Source organism: Dyella sp. AD56, assembly GCF_002878475.1.
GTDB lineage: Bacteria > Pseudomonadota > Gammaproteobacteria > Xanthomonadales > Rhodanobacteraceae > Dyella.
The window spans coordinates 171,343-188,723 of record NZ_NRDP01000005.1 but is presented as its reverse complement, the minus strand read 5'-3'; the positions used below and the strand labels follow the sequence as shown (position 1 = coordinate 188,723).

The 17,381-nt window shown below is 62.7% G+C and carries 21 protein-coding genes; 1 reads left to right on the top strand and 20 read right to left on the bottom strand.

The window, feature by feature from the left end:
• From DyAD56_RS05330 to DyAD56_RS05310, 5 genes are all read right to left on the bottom strand, one after another.
• Window positions 1-648, bottom strand: a complete 648-nt coding sequence (locus DyAD56_RS05330; protein WP_233202296.1) for an outer membrane lipoprotein carrier protein LolA — start codon at window positions 646-648, stop codon at window positions 1-3.
• Window positions 572-1,525: an acyltransferase gene (locus DyAD56_RS05325; RefSeq protein ID WP_102301703.1), complete on the bottom strand. Its 954-nt coding sequence runs from the start codon at window positions 1,523-1,525 to the stop codon at window positions 572-574. The genes DyAD56_RS05330 and DyAD56_RS05325 overlap by 77 nt, the downstream gene beginning before the upstream one ends.
• Before the next feature lie 13 nt (window positions 1,526-1,538).
• Entirely contained in the window at window positions 1,539-1,838 is a 300-nt protein-coding gene (locus DyAD56_RS05320) for a hydroxymyristoyl-ACP dehydratase (RefSeq protein ID WP_102301702.1), read from the bottom strand.
• Window positions 1,835-2,557 carry a xanthomonadin biosynthesis protein gene (locus DyAD56_RS05315; RefSeq protein WP_233202295.1) on the bottom strand — a complete coding sequence of 241 codons (723 nt, stop codon included), beginning with the start codon at window positions 2,555-2,557 and terminating at the stop codon, window positions 1,835-1,837. Before DyAD56_RS05315 ends, DyAD56_RS05320 begins: the two co-directional genes overlap by 4 nt.
• Window positions 2,558-2,636: 79 nt before the next feature.
• On the bottom strand, window positions 2,637-2,906 hold the full coding sequence (locus DyAD56_RS05310) for a phosphopantetheine-binding protein (RefSeq protein WP_102301701.1): 270 nt from the start codon (window positions 2,904-2,906) through the stop codon (window positions 2,637-2,639).
• 90 nt (window positions 2,907-2,996) lie between these two features.
• Here DyAD56_RS05310 and DyAD56_RS05305 point away from each other — a divergent pair, with 90 nt between their 5' ends.
• A complete protein-coding gene (locus DyAD56_RS05305) occupies window positions 2,997-3,983 on the top strand; it encodes a pteridine-dependent deoxygenase (RefSeq protein WP_102301700.1) in 987 nt (328 codons plus the stop codon).
• A gap of 154 nt (window positions 3,984-4,137) precedes the next feature.
• On the opposite strand, the gene DyAD56_RS05300 is transcribed toward DyAD56_RS05305, so the two are convergent.
• The 15 genes from DyAD56_RS05300 to DyAD56_RS05230 all read right to left on the bottom strand — a co-directional run bounded on the left by DyAD56_RS05300 (window position 4,138) and on the right by DyAD56_RS05230 (window position 17,364).
• Window positions 4,138-4,635 carry a hypothetical protein gene (locus tag DyAD56_RS05300; RefSeq protein WP_233202294.1) on the bottom strand — a complete coding sequence of 166 codons (498 nt, stop codon included), beginning with the start codon at window positions 4,633-4,635 and terminating at the stop codon, window positions 4,138-4,140.
• Between the two features lie 114 nt (window positions 4,636-4,749).
• Window positions 4,750-6,123, bottom strand: coding sequence for a bifunctional UDP-N-acetylglucosamine diphosphorylase/glucosamine-1-phosphate N-acetyltransferase GlmU (gene glmU, locus DyAD56_RS05295; RefSeq protein WP_102301698.1), 1,374 nt, complete (start codon window positions 6,121-6,123; stop codon window positions 4,750-4,752).
• A gap of 83 nt (window positions 6,124-6,206) precedes the next feature.
• The gene (locus DyAD56_RS05290; RefSeq protein WP_233202293.1) at window positions 6,207-6,776 is read right to left on the bottom strand and encodes a hypothetical protein; all 570 of its coding nucleotides are present in this window, start codon (window positions 6,774-6,776) and stop codon (window positions 6,207-6,209) included.
• An 89-nt stretch (window positions 6,777-6,865) separates the two neighbouring features.
• Window positions 6,866-7,291 carry a F0F1 ATP synthase subunit epsilon gene (locus tag DyAD56_RS05285; RefSeq protein ID WP_102301697.1) on the bottom strand — a complete coding sequence of 142 codons (426 nt, stop codon included), beginning with the start codon at window positions 7,289-7,291 and terminating at the stop codon, window positions 6,866-6,868.
• Window positions 7,292-7,370: 79 nt separating this feature from the next.
• Window positions 7,371-8,783, bottom strand: coding sequence for a F0F1 ATP synthase subunit beta (atpD, locus tag DyAD56_RS05280; protein WP_102301696.1), 1,413 nt, complete (start codon window positions 8,781-8,783; stop codon window positions 7,371-7,373).
• Between the two features lie 127 nt (window positions 8,784-8,910).
• Window positions 8,911-9,837 (bottom strand): F0F1 ATP synthase subunit gamma, encoded by a 927-nt coding sequence (gene atpG, locus DyAD56_RS05275; protein ID WP_102301695.1) that lies wholly within the window; start codon window positions 9,835-9,837, stop codon window positions 8,911-8,913.
• Window positions 9,838-9,926: 89 nt separating this feature from the next.
• The gene (atpA, locus tag DyAD56_RS05270; RefSeq protein WP_102301694.1) at window positions 9,927-11,477 is read right to left on the bottom strand and encodes a F0F1 ATP synthase subunit alpha; all 1,551 of its coding nucleotides are present in this window, start codon (window positions 11,475-11,477) and stop codon (window positions 9,927-9,929) included.
• A 93-nt stretch (window positions 11,478-11,570) separates the two neighbouring features.
• Window positions 11,571-12,104, bottom strand: coding sequence for a F0F1 ATP synthase subunit delta (locus tag DyAD56_RS05265; protein ID WP_102301693.1), 534 nt, complete (start codon window positions 12,102-12,104; stop codon window positions 11,571-11,573).
• Between the two features lie 3 nt (window positions 12,105-12,107).
• Complete coding sequence (locus DyAD56_RS05260; protein ID WP_102301692.1) at window positions 12,108-12,578, bottom strand: F0F1 ATP synthase subunit B; 471 nt, start codon at window positions 12,576-12,578, stop codon at window positions 12,108-12,110.
• A gap of 83 nt (window positions 12,579-12,661) precedes the next feature.
• Window positions 12,662-12,949 (bottom strand): F0F1 ATP synthase subunit C, encoded by a 288-nt coding sequence (atpE, locus tag DyAD56_RS05255; RefSeq protein ID WP_102301691.1) that lies wholly within the window; start codon window positions 12,947-12,949, stop codon window positions 12,662-12,664.
• A gap of 76 nt (window positions 12,950-13,025) precedes the next feature.
• Complete coding sequence (atpB, locus tag DyAD56_RS05250) at window positions 13,026-13,859, bottom strand: F0F1 ATP synthase subunit A (RefSeq protein WP_102301690.1); 834 nt, start codon at window positions 13,857-13,859, stop codon at window positions 13,026-13,028.
• Window positions 13,860-13,862: 3 nt separating this feature from the next.
• Window positions 13,863-14,228 carry an ATP synthase subunit I gene (locus DyAD56_RS05245; RefSeq protein WP_102301689.1) on the bottom strand — a complete coding sequence of 122 codons (366 nt, stop codon included), beginning with the start codon at window positions 14,226-14,228 and terminating at the stop codon, window positions 13,863-13,865.
• Between the two features lie 246 nt (window positions 14,229-14,474).
• A complete protein-coding gene (locus DyAD56_RS05240) occupies window positions 14,475-14,870 on the bottom strand; it encodes a phasin family protein (protein ID WP_102301688.1) in 396 nt (131 codons plus the stop codon).
• Between the two features lie 153 nt (window positions 14,871-15,023).
• The gene (gene queD, locus DyAD56_RS05235; RefSeq protein ID WP_102301687.1) at window positions 15,024-15,386 is read right to left on the bottom strand and encodes a 6-carboxytetrahydropterin synthase QueD; all 363 of its coding nucleotides are present in this window, start codon (window positions 15,384-15,386) and stop codon (window positions 15,024-15,026) included.
• A gap of 169 nt (window positions 15,387-15,555) precedes the next feature.
• On the bottom strand, window positions 15,556-17,364 hold the full coding sequence (locus tag DyAD56_RS05230; RefSeq protein ID WP_102301686.1) for an amidohydrolase: 1,809 nt from the start codon (window positions 17,362-17,364) through the stop codon (window positions 15,556-15,558).
• Window positions 17,365-17,381 lie beyond the last annotated feature (17 nt).

The window sequence follows — 17,381 nt, the reverse complement described above, 5'->3', positions numbered from 1 at the left end:
TCAGTCGCCCCCGCAGAGGGTCGCGAGCGCTTCGCGGGTGGGCGTGGCCGGCATCCTGGACGCGTAGACGCCCAGCAGATCGATGGCCACGTCACCATCGGCTTCCTGCATGCGCATGCAGTGGGGCTCGTTGCCGCGACCGTCGATATCGATGCGGCTCACCGTCTGCGCGAGTTTCGCGTCACGCGGCGTCAGCGTCAGCGTCCAGTGCCCCCCATCGTCCACACGGTGCTGGACCACGAACGCCTGCTCCAACCGCGGCGCGTCGCCGCCGAGCAATGCGACGAAACTGTCGAGCAGCAATTGCAACTGCGGTGCGCGCTTCAGGGAAAAACTGCGCGTCGAACGACCCTCGCGTTGCTGGGTCACTTCACCGTTGGCGATGGTCGACACCTCGCGATTGGGATGTTCGACAGTACGTTCCAGACGATCGTCGCCCAACCAAGCCAGCTGACCTGACACCATCAGCGGTTTGTCGAGCATTTTCATGAAGCGTGCTTCGGCGAAAGGCGTACGCGCCGGTGCCGGCCGCCCCAACGAGGACACCAGCGCACGTGCGGTGGCGGCGTCATCAGGCGCCGACGCGTTCGCGCACAGCGACAGCATCAGGCCGCACAGCAGTGTCCATGTCTTGCTGCCAAAAGTCATAGAAGTTGAACCAGTTGTAGGGAGCGGCGTGGATGTAGTGTTCCACGCGGGCGGCGAAACGGGTGATCACCGCGTCTAGCGCTTGCGCGCGTTCCTGTCGCGGAATGTCGATGCGTTCGGCGAAGGGCTCGAACACCAGGCGATACCGGTTGCCGCCTTCATAAAGACCGAAGCACAGCACCACCGGCACGCGCAGGGAATGCGCGAGCAGCCATGGTCCTACCGGGAAGGGCGCGGGCTCGCCGAGTAGGGGCACACGCCGCAGCACCTCGTGCTCACGGCCGCGATCAGCTAGCAGCGCCACCATCGCGCCCTGCTGGCACGCCTCCGCCATGGCGAGAGTGATCGAGGTACCGCCACGGGACGCGTCGATCACATTGGCGCCTATGTCAGGCGCCAGCGCTTCAAGCAGCTCGGTCATGGCCGGCGTCTTCTGCTTGTCCAGCACGACGCGCAGCGGAGTGTCTGGATTGCGCGTACTGATCGCACGTAAGGCCTCGAAACTACCCTGGTGCGTACCTAGCAGCAGCACCCCTTGCCCCTTGGCCAGGCAAGCTTCGAGTTCGTCCAGCCCTTCCACGGTCACGTCGAAGTCCTTCTCGCCGCGGGCGAGCAGGAAGACACGATCAAGGAGGGTGGCCGCGAAGTAATGGATGTGCTTCATCACCTGCCACCAGGTGACAGGGCGGCCAAGCGCGCGCTGCAGGAAGTGGCGGGATGCGCGACGCTCCGGCCCTCGGCGGAAATAGAAGTACAACGTGATCGGGTAAAGCGTCAGGCGGCTGAGCCGGCGACCACCGCGCAGCGCAATGGTGCGGATCAGCCAAAGTGCGAACCGTCCGCCGCCCTCCGGGCGACTCTGCCAGTGCTCAGTCATGTTGTTCCCTCAATCATGTCGCTCCCTCAATGGTGCCGCGGGCGAGCAGCTCGCCATCACGATGGATCTCGAAGCGCACGCGTCCGTTGGCGTCGGTCAGAGTGATCTTTGCCTCGTGATCGGGCAGCAGAGGCGCCACGAACTTGGCTTCCAGCACGCGGGCCAGTCGTTCGCCGCGCCACGCGCGCAAGGCCAGCGCCACCTGCTCCAGCAGCATCACGCCCGGGACCAGCGGCGAACCCGGGAAGTGCCCGGGCAAGCTGGGGTGATCCGCGGTCACGCGAAATGCGTGCTGATAGGACGCGTGACTCATGACGACGACGCGTTATCGCCGCGCAGCACTTTTGGCCAGCGCGTGGCCACGCCTAGCACCAGTTCGCGCAAGCTTGGATGATGGATGTGACGTAAATGCCAGCGCCGGAAGAAATGCTCGAGCAGGAACGCGCTTGCGATCAACACATAGCCGCCCACGTGAGCGTACGACTGTGCAAGCCCTGCGGGCACCGGCCACGGCGAGGCGATACCGAGCGCACTGAGCAAGCCACCGGGCTCGGCGCAGAGCAACAACACCGCGAGCACCAGCGCCTGCGCCGACGCGAGTAGCGCCCAGAACCAGGTGAGGTGGCGCGCATAAACAGCCACGCCGGCCACGGCGAGGCGCTCGGGCCCTTCAAGTGCTTCGATAATGCGCGCGATCAACGGCATGCTGCCGGCGCGCAGACTGCACCCGAACAAACCGGCCAACAGAACGTTGATGGCGATGGGCACACATTCCAGCAACAGCCCGGCCATTCCGCGCCAGCCCAGCCATCCCATTACCGCCAGCGTGACGACCCACACGCCCCAAGGCAGCGGGCGTCGCGTGGCGAGCGCGGGTGCCATCAGCACAGTGAGCAATAGCGCACAGGCCGCCAGTGAGAAACTCTGGCGATGCGTTAGCGCGCCGGCCATCGCCAGCACCGGATAGCCGAACATCAGCGGCAACCAGCGCCGCGACGTCGATTTAGGTGTGGATGCGGAGAATGGCGACATGGATGACTCGGCCTGTCAGGCAACGTGGCGGCGACAGTGCAAGTCTGCCGCGTTCGCAACCCATCATGCCCGACCTTGGTTAAACGACGCGGTGTCGTTCGATGTGCTCGGACAACGTGCGCAGGCTCGTGAAGATCTTGCGATTCTCAGGATTGTCCGAGCGCAACTGGAAGCCGTAGCGCTTGGAAACCGCCAACGCGATTTCGAGCGCGTCGATAGAGTCCAGGCCCAAATCGCCGCCGAAAAGCGGTGCATCGGGCTCGATCTGGTCGGCTGTGACGGTTTCCAGATTAAGGCTGTCCACGATCAGCGTGGCCAGTTCATGTTGTGCGGTGCTCTGCTCGGCCATGCCGTGTCGTACCCGAATACTTGCGCCTCTCCCCAGTGGCGCCGGTCTAGCAGTGTAACATAGCGGCCCAGTTTCTCCGGTTGGATGCCCATGGTTCAGGGTTGTGAAAACGTCAGGCTGGCGCTACGCCGTGCACCACGAGTGTCCTACCGGTGGGTTGATCCCAGACAGATCTTGCAGGAAGCAGGCACGCTGGCTGTATTCGGCTTCGGCACCGGCGCACCGCGCAGCGACGATCCCCGTTGGCTCAGCGTAGACCTGGAAAGCTTCGATGCCCCCACGCCGCTCGAGGTGTGGCAGGTCGAAGGCCCTGTAAGCCACGGCCGGCAGGGTGATCTGCAGTGGTCCAGTGGCGACGGCTGGCTGTTTGCCGCCATCACGCTTGACGAAGCCGCGCACGGCGGCCCCTGTGCAACGTCAGTATCCGCCTACGCGCAACTGAGCAACTTCGTCGCCACGCGCCGCGAGCGCCACGTGCAGCGCATCTGGAATTACCTGGGCGACATCAACCAGGGCGAGGGTGACGGCGAACGCTATAAGCACTTCTGCGACGGCCGTGCCGAGGGCATGGGCAACGTTTTCGCGGACGGCTTCCCCGCCGCCACCGCCATCGGCCATCACGCCCCGGCGATGCGCCTGCAGGTCTACCTGCTGGCCTGCGACGAGCCTGGCGAGCGCGTGGAAAATCCCCGTCAGGTCAGCGCCTGGCGCTATCCCCGCCAGTATGGCCGCACGCCACCCAGCTTTGCCCGCGCCATGACGCTGCCCGCTCAGGACGCACTGGCCATCTCCGGCACCGCCGCCGTAGTGGGTCACGCCTCGGCCCACGAGGACGATCTGCTGGCACAGCTCGACGAAACGCTGCTGAATCTGGAAGCTCTATTGGCAAGCGCGGGCATGCCCAGCGGTTTCGACACGCAATCGCCGCTCAAAGCCTATGTGCGACATCCGACCGACGCCCCCGCCGTGCACGACTTCCTGCAGCGCCGCCTGCCCGGCGTGCCGGTACTGCTGCTGCACGGCGACGTCTGTCGCAGCGAGCTGCTGGTGGAGATCGACGGCTGGCGTTACGCCTAAGCAGGGCTCAGCCCGGCCAGCCATGGGGCGAACGGCAAGCGGAAAGCGGAAAGCGCTCGAGCCCACCATCGAGGACCATGCACCGTACGCGAGTCGGACGAACGGTTAGTGAGACGCCGACCTCTCTATCGCATACATAAGCATCGACAAGAGATCAGGAGGTCGGGGATTTCGCGTACGCCGGATCCAGATGCTTCAGGAAGTCATGCACCTGCGCATCGAGGTACGGATTGGCCCCACCCTGATCCCGGTCAGCCATATCCTCCTTGCGCCAAGTCATCGACTTGATCAGTTTTCCACTGACCGAATCGAACACACGGACGTTCGCGACGTAGCTCACCAGCGGCGGCCCCTTGGACGCACTGACGAGGGAGTTGCTGACCGACACCATCTCTGGGGCATAGCGCACCGTGACCCGGTAAGGCCCGCCGTCTACCTGCCCTTGCGCGGGGTTTTCCGGAAGGCGCGCAGCTTCTTCGGGCGTCACGGTGTGCACGCTTAAGTTGCGGTCATCGGCCCAATGGCCAAACATCCGCTCGATGATCTCGCAATTGACCGTCTTGCTGACGCAAGCGAGATAAAAAGAAAACCGCGGTGAACCATCATCACCGAACAGTTGCACGCTCGATGCGGCACGTGCCGGCGCGCTCACGCCTTGCATAACCAGTACACCCAAGGCCACACACACGAATGTCCGCAAACGCATGCCCTGCTCCTTGTCCATGGGATTGCAGCACCGGCACGATAGCGCCGTCGCCACGGGAAATCACTTGTGCTTGGTGGGCCGATGCCAGCCCGTGAGCGTGACCTGCTTGGCGCGCGCCAGCGTCAACTCGCCGGCCGGCGCATCCTTGCCAATCACCGAGCCCGCACCAATGGTTGCGTCTGCACCAATAGTCACTGGCGCCACTAGTGCACTGTTGGAACCAATGAAGGCGCGGTCACCGATGGTGGTGAGGTGTTTGTTCACGCCATCGTAGTTGCAAGTGATGGTGCCGGCGCCAACGTTCACGCCGCTGCCGATGATGGTGTCACCCAGGTAACTCAGGTGATTGGCCTTGCTGCCTTCGCCGAGAGTCGCATTCTTGGTTTCAACGAAGTTGCCGATGTGCACGCCCGCTGCGAGCTCGGTGCCTGGGCGCAAGCGAGCGAACGGACCGATGATGCATGGACCGTATGTCACGACGCCCTCCAGATCGCAATGCGCCTTCACGATAGTGCCGGCGGCCAGCGTGACGTTTTTCAGGCGCGTGAACGGCCCCACCAGCACGTCGTCGCCGAGCACAACCTCGCCTTCGAGAATGACGTCAATGTCGATCTCCACATCCATGCCGGCATGGACCTTGCCACGCACATCGATGCGCAGAGGATCCGAGAGACGCACGCCATCCAGCGCGAGTGCCTTGGCACTACGAGCGCGGTATTCCGCTTCGAGTTCGGCCAACTGCCAGGGATTGTTCGCGCCAGCGGCTTCGTACTCATCCTCGCATTCAACGCATGCTGCAGCGCGATTCTCTTCTGCAGCCATCGCGAAGATATCGGTGAGGTAATACTCGCCCTGCACGTTGTTGCGGTCGAGTTTGGACGTCCAGCGCTTCAGCGCGGCGGCCTCCGCCGCGACGATGCCGGTATTGATCAGGTTGATCGCGCGCTGCGTATCGTCCGCGTCCTTCTCCTCGACCACGGCACGCACAAACCCGTTACCGTCGCGCATGACGCGGCCATAACCGAACGGCTTGGCCACGCGCGTGGCGAGCAGGCTCACGGCGCCTTCGGCGTGCACCAGCTTCTCCAGCGTCTGCGGCCGAGTCAGCGGTACGTCGCCGTAAAGCACGAGCACCGTCGCATCATCGGGCACATCCAGCAGCGCCTCACGCACGGCATGCCCGGTCCCCAGACGTTGCGATTGCAGCACCCAACGTAGGTCCTTCTGTCCTTCGAACGCTGCCAGTACCTGGTCGCCGCAATGACCGTAGACCACATGAACCGCTTGCGCCTCCAAGGCACGCGCCGCATCAAGCACATGGGCCAACAACGGGCGCCCGGCCAACGGCATAAGCACCTTGGCCTTCCTCGATTTCATGCGCTTGCCCTCACCGGCGGCGAGAACGATGACGTGGAGCGGGGCGTTCTTGGGCATGAGTCGAGCCTGTCTTTAGCTAGCGGCGGAGGATAGCAGCCAGTATGCGAACCGCCTGGGACGTGAGGAGGTAGGCCTTCTGGCTATTTTGAGGTACGAGCAGGCGCCGAGGCATCCGTGACCGGCTTGCCGTCCTTCCAGGCGAAACGAAATACATAGTCCATGCTGAACGGACGCGCCTCGCTGCTCACTTCGTGCGTGTTGCCGTTGGCATCCGCCGCCCACTGATTGATCCGCAGCGGCTCGAAGATCCACTGCATGGCGGCAGCGCGCACCGCATCGTCGAACAGATGGGTATCGGCGTCCGCCTGCGCTTCCTCTGCAATGCGCACTTCGGAAACCCGGCCTTCCTCGTTGACGATGAGGCGTGCCTCCACTTCTCGCGGAGGGAGCCGTTGATCAAGCAGGGTTGGCGGATACGCCGGCGCCGGGTGCTCGCGGGGAGCCGCACCGGTCGATACCTGCCCGATGGCGAGCGGGTAGTGCTGGAGGTCGTCCTTGGACACCGAACGATACGAAGTGTCGCCTTCCGTGCCCGGCTTGACTGGCCCAGGGGAGGGTGCGCTGGCACAGCCTGCGAGGCCGATGCTCAAGACACTGGCCAAGCGCACAAGGTGAGGCATCCGCCGACAGCGATAGAGCCTTGCGTCCATGTCTGCGCCTCCTTGTCGGGTCGATGCAGCATAAACAAAAACGCCGGCGCGAGGCCGGCGTTCCGTGGGTGCTGCCCGGGCGAGTCCGCTCAGTGCTTGAGCGTCTTGCGCAGGCGCTCCAGTGCTTGCAGCTGGGTGATGGCTTCGGCCAGCTTGGCCTGCGCCTCGGCGATCTCGACCGTATCGGTACGATTGGCCAGAGCGTCCTCCGCTTCCTGCTTGGCGCGCAGGGCTGCGGCCTCATCCAGGTCGGACGCACGCGCGGCGGTGTCCGCCAGCACGGTGACGACCTGCGGCTGCACTTCCAGGATGCCGCCAGACACCCAGAACTGCTGACGCTCACCATTGGCCAGCACCACGTCGACGTGGCCGGGCTTCAGGCGCGTGATCAGCGGCGCGTGGCGGGGCGCGATGCCCAGCTCGCCCATTTCGCCGGTGGCGACCACCAGCTGCGCGTCGCCGGAGAAGATCTCGGCTTCGGCGCTGACGATGTCGACACGGAGGGTATGACTCATGACGGTATTCCGGTGCGTTTGAAGCAGTGGCGGTAGAGCAGTTGACTCTTAATCAACTGCTCCAGGCGCCGTCAGAGGATCAGGCTGCCTTCTTGGCGCCCATTTCCTCGGCCTTCTTGATGGCCTCGTCGATGCCGCCGACCATGTAGAACGCCTGCTCCGGCAGGTGATCCACGTCGCCGTCCACGATCATCTTGAAGCCGCGGATGGTTTCCTTCAGCGGCACGTACTTGCCCGGCGAGCCGGTGAACACTTCGGCCACGTGGAACGGCTGCGAGAAGAAGCGCTCGATCTTGCGGGCGCGCGACACGGCCTGCTTGTCGTCTTCCGACAACTCGTCCATGCCCAGGATCGCGATGATGTCCTTGAGCTCTTTGTAGCGCTGCAGCGTGCCCTGCACGCGGCGGGCCACGTCGTAGTGCTCGGCGCCGACGATACCCGGATCGAGCTGGCGGCTGGTGGAATCCAGCGGATCCACGGCCGGGTAGATACCCAGCGACGCGATGTTACGCGACAGCGTGACGGTGGAGTCCAAGTGCGCGAACGTGGTAGCCGGCGACGGGTCGGTCAGATCGTCCGCGGGCACGTAAACGGCCTGGATCGACGTGATCGAACCGGTCTTGGTCGAGGTGATGCGCTCCTGCAGAACGCCCATTTCCTCGGCCAGCGTCGGCTGGTAACCCACGGCGGACGGCATACGGCCCAGCAGCGCGGACACTTCGGTACCGGCCAGCGTGTAGCGGTAGATGTTGTCCACGAACAGCAGCACGTCCTTGCCCTTGCCGTGCTCGTCCTTCTCGTCGCGGAAGTACTCGGCCATGGTCAGGCCGGTCAGCGCCACGCGCAGACGGTTGCCCGGCGGCTCGTTCATCTGGCCGTACACCATGGCCACCTTGTCGAGCACGTTGGAGTCTTTCATCTCGTGGTAGAAGTCGTTGCCCTCGCGGGTACGCTCACCCACGCCAGCGAACACGGACAAACCCGCGTGCGCCTTCGCGATGTTGTTGATCAGCTCCATCATGTTCACGGTCTTGCCCACGCCGGCGCCGCCGAACAGGCCAACCTTGCCGCCCTTGGCGAACGGGCAGATCAGGTCGATGACCTTGATGCCGGTCTCCAGCAAGTCATTCGAGGTCGCCTGGTCGGCGTAGCTCGGAGCCTCGCGGTGGATGACCCAATGATCCTTGGTGTCGATCGGGCCGGCTTCGTCGATGGGGCTGCCGAGCACGTCCATGATGCGGCCAAGGGTTGCGTTGCCAACCGGCACCTTGATGCCTTCGCCAGTGTTGCGGGCCACGAGGCCACGCTTGAGGCCGTCGGTGGAACCGAGGGCGATCGTACGGACGATGCCGTCACCCAGCACCTGCTGGACTTCCAGCGTGATGTCGGTGCCGTCGATCTTCAGCGCGTCGTAAACCTGCGGCACCTGATCGCGTGCAAACTCCACGTCGATAACCGCGCCGATGATCTGTACAACTTTGCCCTGACTCATGGATGTGCTCCGGATGGATCTTTAGTGTTTTGGACTACCCGCGCCCTGTGACGGTCGCGTGGTTTTAGTGAACAGTGCGGCCATGGATGGCCGCCCATTTGATCTTCGCGCTCATGGATGAGCGCATTTATACAGCCGCGGCGCCGCTCACGATTTCCGAGATTTCCTGGGTGATCGCAGCCTGACGCGCCTTGTTGTAGATCAGCGTCAGTTCGCCGATCACCTTGTTAGCGTTATCCGAAGCCGCCTTCATAGCGACCATGCGCGCGGCATGCTCGCTGGCGAGATTCTCCAGCACACCCTGGTACACCACCGACTCGATATAGCGACCCAACACGAACTCCAGCACGCTGGCTGCGTCGGGTTCGTAGATGTAGTCCCAATCGTGCTTCTGCTCGAGCTTGAGGCCGGCCACCGGGAAATCCGGCGAATTTGGCTGACCCTCGGCGCTCACCATTTCCTGGGCCACCACCGGCAACGGCAGCAGCGCGTGGATCGACGGCTTCTGCGTCATGGTGTTGACGAAGTCGTTGTGCGCCAGGAACACGCGATCCAGCTTGCCGCCGGTGTAGGCATCGAGCAGCACCTTGATCACGCCGACCAGGTCGTCGACCTTGGGCTTCTCGCCGAGGTGCGTGGCGCTGCCAATCAGGTTCACGCCCTTGAGGCGGCGGAAGAACTGGACAGCCTTCTGGCCGACGGCAACGACATCGATCTCTGCGCCCTTTTCCTGCCATTCCTGAATGATCGGAAGCAGGCGACGGAACAGATTCGAATTTAGACCGCCGCACAGACCGCGATCGGTGCTGACGACCAGGAAACCGACGCGCGCCACCTTCTCACGTTCCTGCAGGAACGGATGGCTAAAGTCAGTGCTGGCCTGGGCCACGTGCGCGATCACCTTGCGCATCGAGCGCGCATAGGGACGCGAGGCCTTCATCAGATCCTGCGCCTTGCGGATCTTCGAGGCCGAGACCATCTCGAGCGCGCGCGTCACCTTGCGCATGTTCTGCGTGCTCTTGATCTTGGTTTTGATTTCGCGTCCGCTTGCCACGTTTGCCTCAACCTAGTGGGTTAGTGCGATCCCGGTTGTTTCACCGGAGTGCGGTACGGCCGTATGGACGGCCGTACACCCTTTACTGCTTACCAGCTACCGGTCTTCTTGTACTCGTCGAGCGAGGACTTGAAGGTGGCTTCGATGTCGTTGTTCCAGTCACCGGTGGCGACGATCTTCTTCATCAGCTCGCCGTGGTTCTGGTGCATGAAGGCGTGCAGGCCCTTCTCGAACGGCAGCACCTTGTTGACCGGCAGGTCATCGAGGTAGCCCTTCTCGGCGGCGTACACGGACAGGGCGAGTTCGGCGATGGAGAGCGGCGCGTATTGCGACTGCTTCATCAGCTCGGTCACGCGCTGGCCACGATCCAGCTGGGCACGGGTGGCCGGGTCGAGGTCCGAGGCAAACTGCGCGAACGCAGCCAGCTCACGGAACTGCGCCAAGGCCAGCTTCACGCCACCGGACAGCTTCTTCACGATCTTGGTCTGGGCGGCACCGCCCACGCGCGACACCGAGATACCGGCGTTCACGGCCGGACGGATGCCGGCGTTGAACAGATCGGTTTCCAGGAAGATCTGACCGTCGGTGATCGAGATCACGTTGGTCGGCACGAACGCGGACACGTCACCGGCCTGCGTTTCGATGATCGGCAGCGCCGTCAGCGAACCGGTCTTGCCCTTCACTTCGCCGTTGGTGAACTTCTCGACGTACTCCGCGGAGACGCGAGCAGCACGCTCAAGCAGACGCGAGTGGAGATAGAACACGTCGCCCGGGTAGGCTTCGCGACCCGGCGGGCGCTTCAGCAGCAGCGAGATCTGACGGTAGGCCACGGCCTGCTTGGACAGATCGTCATAGATGATCAGTGCGTCTTCGCCGCGGTCACGGAAGTACTCGCCCATGGCGCAGCCGGCGTACGGCGCGATGTACTGCAGCGCAGCGGACTCGGAGGCCGAAGCGACCACTACGATGGTGTTGGCCAGCGCACCGTGCTCTTCGAGCTTGCGCACCACGTTGGCGATCGACGAACGCTTCTGACCGATGGCAACGTAGATGCACTTAATGCCGGAGTCTTTCTGGTTGATGATCGCGTCGATGGCCAGTGCGGTCTTGCCGGTCTGGCGGTCGCCGATGATCAGCTCACGCTGACCACGGCCGATCGGGATCATCGAGTCGACGGACTTGTAACCGGTCTGCACCGGCTGGTCGACCGACTGGCGCCAGATCACGCCCGGAGCGACCTTTTCGATCGGCGAGCTGGTCTTGGCATTGAGCGGACCCTTGCCATCGATCGGGTTGCCCAGCGAATCGACAACGCGACCCAGCAGTTCCGGACCGGTCGGCACTTCGAGGATGCGGCCGGTGGTCTTGGCGGTGTCGCCTTCGCGCAAGTGCTGGTACTCGCCCAGCACCACGGCGCCGACCGAGTCACGCTCGAGGTTCAGCGCCAGGGCGAACGAGTTGCCCGGCAGTTCGATCATTTCGCCCTGCATCACGTCGGCCAGGCCGTGGATGCGCACGATGCCGTCGGACACGCTGATGATCGTGCCTTCGTTACGTGCTTCCGCGCCGAGCTTGAACTGCTCGATGCGAGTCTTGATCAGTTCGCTGATCTCGGACGGGTTCAAGGTGGAGCTGGACATGGGTCGATATCCTGAGATTTGAGTCTTTTTTTGAAGAGTCCAGCCATCGATGGCTGGTTTTTGCTCTTCGCGAAACGGACTTCGCTTAAATACTTATGCCGTCAGCGCGCGGGTCATGCGCGCCAGACGTCCACGGGCGGAGCCATCGATCACTTCGCTGCCGGTATCGATCACCACACCACCCAGCAGCGATGCATCGACCTGGGTTTCCAGTTCGATCTCGCGCTTGAAGCGACGCTTGAGCGATGCCTTGAGCTGTTCGGCTTGCGCGGCGTCCAGCGCGAACGCGCTAGTCACCTTAACCAGCAGCTGCGACTCGGATTCGCGCTTGTACTGTTCATACAGCTTCGCGATTTCCGGCAGCAACGCCATGCGACGGTGCTCGGCCAGTTCACCCAGAAAACGGGCGAACGGTGCGTCGGCAGCCACGCCCTGCGGCAGATGCAGCGCAACGAGCTGCTCCGGCGACACGCGGGGATCGTTGCCGAAACCGGCCACGCGCGAATCTTTGGCCACTTCTGCGGCAAAGATCAGCGCCTGCGACCAAGCGCCAAGCGAGCCGGCCTCATGGGCCAGCTCGAAGGCAGCACGCGCATAGGGGCGGGCGAGGGTGATTGCCTGCGCCATGGCTTAGATCTCGGACACAAGCTGGTCGAGCATCGCCTTGTGGGCGTTGGCATCGACTTCACGCTGCACGATCTTTTCCGCACCCTGGACGGCCAGACGACCGACCCAGCCACGCAGCTCTTCGCGCGCACGCTGTTGCATGCTCACGATTTCCTCGGCGGCATTGGCCTTCACGCGGTTGGCTTCGCCGATTGCTTCGGCGCGAGCCTTGTCCACGATCTGGTTGGCCTGCTGCTGCGCGCGCTCGACGATTTCGTTGGCCTGTTGACGGGCCTGCTTGATCTCGTTGGCGACCTTGGCGTCGGCATCCTTCAGTTCGGCGCGCGCCTTTTCGGCAGCGGCCAGACCATCGGCAACCTTTTTCTGGCGCTCTTCAATCGCGTGATTGAGTTGCGGCCAGATGAACTTGGTGGTGAACCAGACCAGGATGGCGAAAGAAACCATCTGGCCCAGGAAAGTCAGATTGATATCCATGAGCTTTCCAATTAACTCCGGTAACGCGTTAAACCGCCGATCGCCGCGGCGTTTTCAGGCCGCGGCGACTCCCTTCGGGCCGATTAGTGGCCGAAGTTGGCAATGACCTGCGCGGTCAGCGGGTTCGAGAAGGCGAACAGCAGCGCCACGGCCAGGCCGATGATGAACGCGGCGTCGATCAGGCCGGCGAGCAGGAACATGCGGCCCTGCAGCAGCGGAACCAGCTCCGGCTGACGCGCGGCGGACTCGAGGAACTTGGAACCCATGATGGCGATGCCCAAGCAAGCGCCGAGCGCGCCGAGGCCGATGATGATGCCCACGGCGATCGCGGTGAGGCCCTGAACATGGGAAATGAGTTCGGCGAGGTTCATGGAATTCTCCTGTGAATCTTTCTAAGAAGTGATAAAGGGCAAAGCGGTTTAAAGCGGAACCGGATGAAACAAAACGTCAGTGATGCTCACGCGCCGTGGCGATGTACACGATGGTCAGCATCATGAAGATGAACGCCTGCAGCAGGATGATCAGAATGTGGAAGATCGCCCATGCGGTGTTGAACAGCACGCCCGGCAGGAAGCTGATCCAGCCTGCGAACAGACCTGCGATCAGCATGAACACCAGCTCGCCGCCGTACATGTTGCCGAACAGTCGCATGGCAAGCGACACCGGCTTAGACAGGTATTCAATGACGTTCAGTCCGAGATTGAACGGCATTAGGATGATCTTGACGACGACGTTGTCCGCATGGAACGGGGCGGTGAGCAGCTCCCAACCAAAGCCAGCCGCGCCCTTGGCCTTCACGCCGTGCGCAAGCACGATGAAGAACACGGCCAACGCCAGTCCCACCGTGGTGTTGATATCGGCGGTCGGCACCCAGCGGAAGAACGTGTGGTGGGCCACTTCGGCACCGGCGGCAGTCTTCACCGTCCAGCTCGGAGCATCCAGCGGCAGCAGGTCCATCGCGTTGAGGAAGACCACCCACATGAAGATCGACAGCGCCAGCGGGGTCACCGTACGGCGGTCGCCGTGGAAGGTGTCCTTCACCTGAGTGTCGACGAACTCCACGATCAGCTCGACGAAGGCCTGACCCTTGGACGGCACGCCCGAAGTGGCCTTGCGGGCCTTCAGCCAGAACCACAGGCAGAACACGGCGCCCAGCAGGAAGGCCACAAGGATCGAGTCCACGTGGATCTTCATGAAGGCACCATCACCCAAGCTCACCGTGTTGTGGTGAAGGTGATGCTGGATGTATTCCGTTAGTCCGCCCTGCGGCTCGCTTGCCATGTGTTAGCCCTTGAATCTGAACGCCAGCAGATTTATTGCGTAAGCAGCCACCAGCCCCGTGATGGCAGCTAGTGGCGGTAATTTCCATTGACCGAAGATCGCGACGAGCCCTCCGCCGATCACGATCCACTTCAGGACCATGCCTGACATCACGCGCCACATCGTCATGCCACCACCACCCAGGCCCCTGAAGGTACGCCACGCCAGTAGCGCAGTACCCAGCGCCACGAGCGTGGCGCCTGCAGCGGCCGCCAAAGCTTGGCGCGGCCCCTGCAAAAGGAAGGTGAGTGCCAGGATCACCGCCACGGCAAGCTGCAGCAAGAAAATGCGCAGCGCCAGACGACGACCGGAAGCAAGACTGTTGATCACGTGACGTTCCCGTGCGGCTTCGCTCTAGGCGGCACCGAACCAGCTACGGGCCACGGTCCAATCCCAAAAAGTATATCAGCGAGGCATTTACAGCGACAAGCCGCGCTTGCCGCGGCATCTTGTCAACGGGCGATTTCGTTCACAAAACGATTGGATCGTGAGAAATCGCGGATAGAAAAAGGGCCGGACAATCGTCCGGCCCTTTGACGCAACTGGGGGGAAGAAGCGCTGCGTCTGCAAACGGCCTTACTTAGCGGCGGCAGCAGCCTTCTTGACGGCAGCGACCGGCGCGGTCACGGCGTCGTTGGCGGCCTGCTGCTGTTCCTGCACGAGCGCGCTCAGCGACTCAGCAGTTTTCTGCGTCACGGCGATGATTTCCTGGGTCACGGACACGGCGCGCTCGGCATTCTCGCGACCGGCGGTGGCAGCCTTTTCCCACAGGACACGCAGGCCATCGGCATCACGGGTTTCGAAGGCACCACTGATGAACTCAGCGGCGGCTTCGGACTGCTTCTCAAGCGCACGGATCTGCAGTTCGGCGACCTGCTCCAGGCCCTTCAGGGCGACGGCCTGGGCCTTGAAAGCGCTGTCAGCCAGCTGCTTGGCGTAGGCAAAAACCTGGGCGTTCAGTTGCTGCGTCATGACTTGGTCCCTCGACGGGAATTGGGGTAGTGGCACGCACCCTACCAAGTCATTTTGTGCATTGCAATATATTTTTTCTGAACAAGCCTTTTTGTCACAGAAAATTCAATATTACCAACACATTACATTGAAACGATCTAATTTTGCGCCGCGTCAAAAACTGTCACGACTGCAACTGGCACCCGAGGTACAGGTCTCGTGCACGACCACCTTATCCAGACCCGGCAGCGCGGGTTCCAGACGCTTGAAGATCCAGCGGCAAAGCATCTCGCTGGTCGGGTTCTCCAGGCCTTCGATGTCGTTGAGGTAGTGGTGGTCGAGCTGATCGAACAACGGCGCAAACGCCGCCTTGACGTCGGCAAAGTCCATCACCCAACCGAGCGTGGGGTCAGGCTCGCCCTCCACGTGGATCTGGATGCGAAAGGAATGGCCATGTAGCCGCGCGCACTTATGGCCTGGCGGCACGTTCGGCAGACGATGGGCTGCCTCGATGTGGAATTCTTTGAAGATATGCATGAGGCCATTCTACCGCCTCGGCCGCGTGTAACCCGGTTTGAGCCCGTTAGATGCTCGGCCCATGGTCCACCCACGGGCCGATTACCGCAAACGAAAGCATGCGGGGCGACCCAAGGATGGCGAGGGCATTAAAGACCGAGAGCACCTGTCCACGACGCTGACCCCAAGCTCATTCGGCGTGATCGAACTCCGGCATCGCGTCGAAGAGTTGCCCCTTGTGCCAGCCATCCGCGCCGGGACGTTGGTACACGATCTTGCCGCCGACGATGGTGTAGAGCACCCGTGTACGCAGAATGTCTTCGGCGGGCAGGGTCAACAGGTCACCGGAGAACACATCAAGATCGGCCAACTTGCCCGGCGAAAGGGAGCCGAGTTCGTGTTCTTGGAGCACGGCGTAGGCGTTATTCCAGGTGTAGGACTGCAGTTCCTGCAACCGGGTCTTGGCTTGCGCAGGATAGAACGTCTTCGTGCCGTGGCCGTAGGCACGGGTGACACCGCAGTAGAAGTTGGGAATGGGGTTGGTGTCTTCGACAGGCGTATCGGTACCGTCCAGCACGATGACTCCGCTGTCGATAAGTGTCTTCCAGACGTAGGCACCCTCCTGCGCGCGCTTCTCACCAAGGTGAGGCACGACCATCGGCGCATCCGAACACGTGTGGATGGATTGCATCGAAGCGATGACGCCAAGTTCGGCAAAGCGCGGAATATCGGCGGGGTCCAGATGCTGCGCGTGCTCGATGCGCCAGCGCAGCGCCGTCGCAGCGGGGTATTGCGTAAAGACGTTCTGGTAGAGATCGAGCAGTTCACGGTTGGCGCGATCACCGATGGCATGGATGGCCATCTGAAATCCGTCGCGCGCGGCGATCTTTGCCATCTGAGCGATGTCGCTCATCGCGGTGACGTTCTTACCGGTGATGCCGGGAGCGTCGTTGTAAGGTGCCAGGAACCACGCGCTGTGCGTGCCCAACGCACCATCGGAGACGTCCTCACCCAGGCCGAGCACGGTGAAATGTTGGTCGGCATAGCCGGCAATGCGATAGTCGACGAGATGCTTGTCGAGCTTGTCGACCGACTTCTCATCGATGTACACGTACAAACGCAACGGCTGGCCCTTGGCGAACTGCTGCTTCATCCAGTCGACCGTCTCGAAACTCTCGCCCTGGTCGACGAAGCTGGTGACGCCCTTGCTGACCTCGTTCTGCACGGCCAGTTGCAAGGCGTGCTCGCGGTGTGCGGCCCGTTCGGTCGCCGGCAACGAGGTCACATAACGGTCGTACGCGGCAAATACGGGGTCGGCTGCACTGTCGCGCAGCATGCCCACGGCACGGCCTTGCGCATCGCGCACGATGGTGCCGCCCGCAGGGTCGGGCGTGGTGTCGGTGATGCCGGCCAGCTTGAGTGCCTGAGCATTGGCATAGATGCCGTGCCCGCTGGCGTGGTTGAGCAGCACGGGATTATTGGGCGAGATCGCATCCAGGTTCGTCGGCAACGGCAGCCCATCGACATTCGGCTGCGGCACCTTGTTCCACTTCGCTTGCTGCCAGCCCTGGCCGATGATCCACTCGCTAGGCTTTGCCTTGGCCACAGCCGCTTTCACGATCGCGACGATCTCGTCCCAGTTGGCAGCCTTGCCCACGTCTACCTGCATCAGCGCTTCGCCGGTATCCATCAGGTGGCCATGGCCTTCGATGAAACCCGGCGTAACGAAGGCACCGTGCAGGTCCAGCACCTTGGTTTTTGCGCCGACGTAGTGCCGAATCGCATCGTCGCTGCCGAGTGCCGCGATACGCCCACCGCGAACGGCCAGCGCCTGCGCGTGAGGTTGCAGCGGATCAAGCGTGACGATAGTCGCGTCGAGCAGCACCAGATCTGCCGGCTGCAGCGGCGGCGGGAAGCCACGGATCGAAGCGTTGTCCGCCACACTGGCGGCGGAGAAAACGAGTGCGATGCCTGGAATCAACAGTCGGAACGACTTCATCGAATCCTCCATTCGCT

Bases quoted from the DNA above. Each gene is read 5' to 3' on its own strand.
- DyAD56_RS05330 (WP_233202296.1), bottom strand. From the start codon at position 648: ATGACTTTTGGCAGCAAGACATGGACACTGCTGTGCGGCCTGATGCTG.
- DyAD56_RS05325 (WP_102301703.1), bottom strand. From the start codon at position 1,525: ATGACTGAGCACTGGCAGAGTCGCCCGGAGGGCGGCGGACGGTTCGCA.
- DyAD56_RS05320 (WP_102301702.1), bottom strand. From the start codon at position 1,838: ATGAGTCACGCGTCCTATCAGCACGCATTTCGCGTGACCGCGGATCAC.
- DyAD56_RS05315 (WP_233202295.1), bottom strand. From the start codon at position 2,557: ATGTCGCCATTCTCCGCATCCACACCTAAATCGACGTCGCGGCGCTGG.
- DyAD56_RS05310 (WP_102301701.1), bottom strand. From the start codon at position 2,906: ATGGCCGAGCAGAGCACCGCACAACATGAACTGGCCACGCTGATCGTG.
- DyAD56_RS05305 (WP_102301700.1), top strand. From the start codon at position 2,997: ATGGTTCAGGGTTGTGAAAACGTCAGGCTGGCGCTACGCCGTGCACCA.
- glmU (WP_102301698.1), bottom strand. From the start codon at position 6,123: ATGCCCAAGAACGCCCCGCTCCACGTCATCGTTCTCGCCGCCGGTGAG.
- DyAD56_RS05290 (WP_233202293.1), bottom strand. From the start codon at position 6,776: ATGGACGCAAGGCTCTATCGCTGTCGGCGGATGCCTCACCTTGTGCGC.
- DyAD56_RS05285 (WP_102301697.1), bottom strand. From the start codon at position 7,291: ATGAGTCATACCCTCCGTGTCGACATCGTCAGCGCCGAAGCCGAGATC.
- atpD (WP_102301696.1), bottom strand. From the start codon at position 8,783: ATGAGTCAGGGCAAAGTTGTACAGATCATCGGCGCGGTTATCGACGTG.
- atpA (WP_102301694.1), bottom strand. From the start codon at position 11,477: ATGTCCAGCTCCACCTTGAACCCGTCCGAGATCAGCGAACTGATCAAG.
- DyAD56_RS05265 (WP_102301693.1), bottom strand. From the start codon at position 12,104: ATGGCGCAGGCAATCACCCTCGCCCGCCCCTATGCGCGTGCTGCCTTC.
- DyAD56_RS05260 (WP_102301692.1), bottom strand. From the start codon at position 12,578: ATGGATATCAATCTGACTTTCCTGGGCCAGATGGTTTCTTTCGCCATC.
- atpE (WP_102301691.1), bottom strand. From the start codon at position 12,949: ATGAACCTCGCCGAACTCATTTCCCATGTTCAGGGCCTCACCGCGATC.
- atpB (WP_102301690.1), bottom strand. From the start codon at position 13,859: ATGGCAAGCGAGCCGCAGGGCGGACTAACGGAATACATCCAGCATCAC.
- DyAD56_RS05240 (WP_102301688.1), bottom strand. From the start codon at position 14,870: ATGACGCAGCAACTGAACGCCCAGGTTTTTGCCTACGCCAAGCAGCTG.
- queD (WP_102301687.1), bottom strand. From the start codon at position 15,386: ATGCATATCTTCAAAGAATTCCACATCGAGGCAGCCCATCGTCTGCCG.
- DyAD56_RS05230 (WP_102301686.1), bottom strand. From the start codon at position 17,364: ATGAAGTCGTTCCGACTGTTGATTCCAGGCATCGCACTCGTTTTCTCC.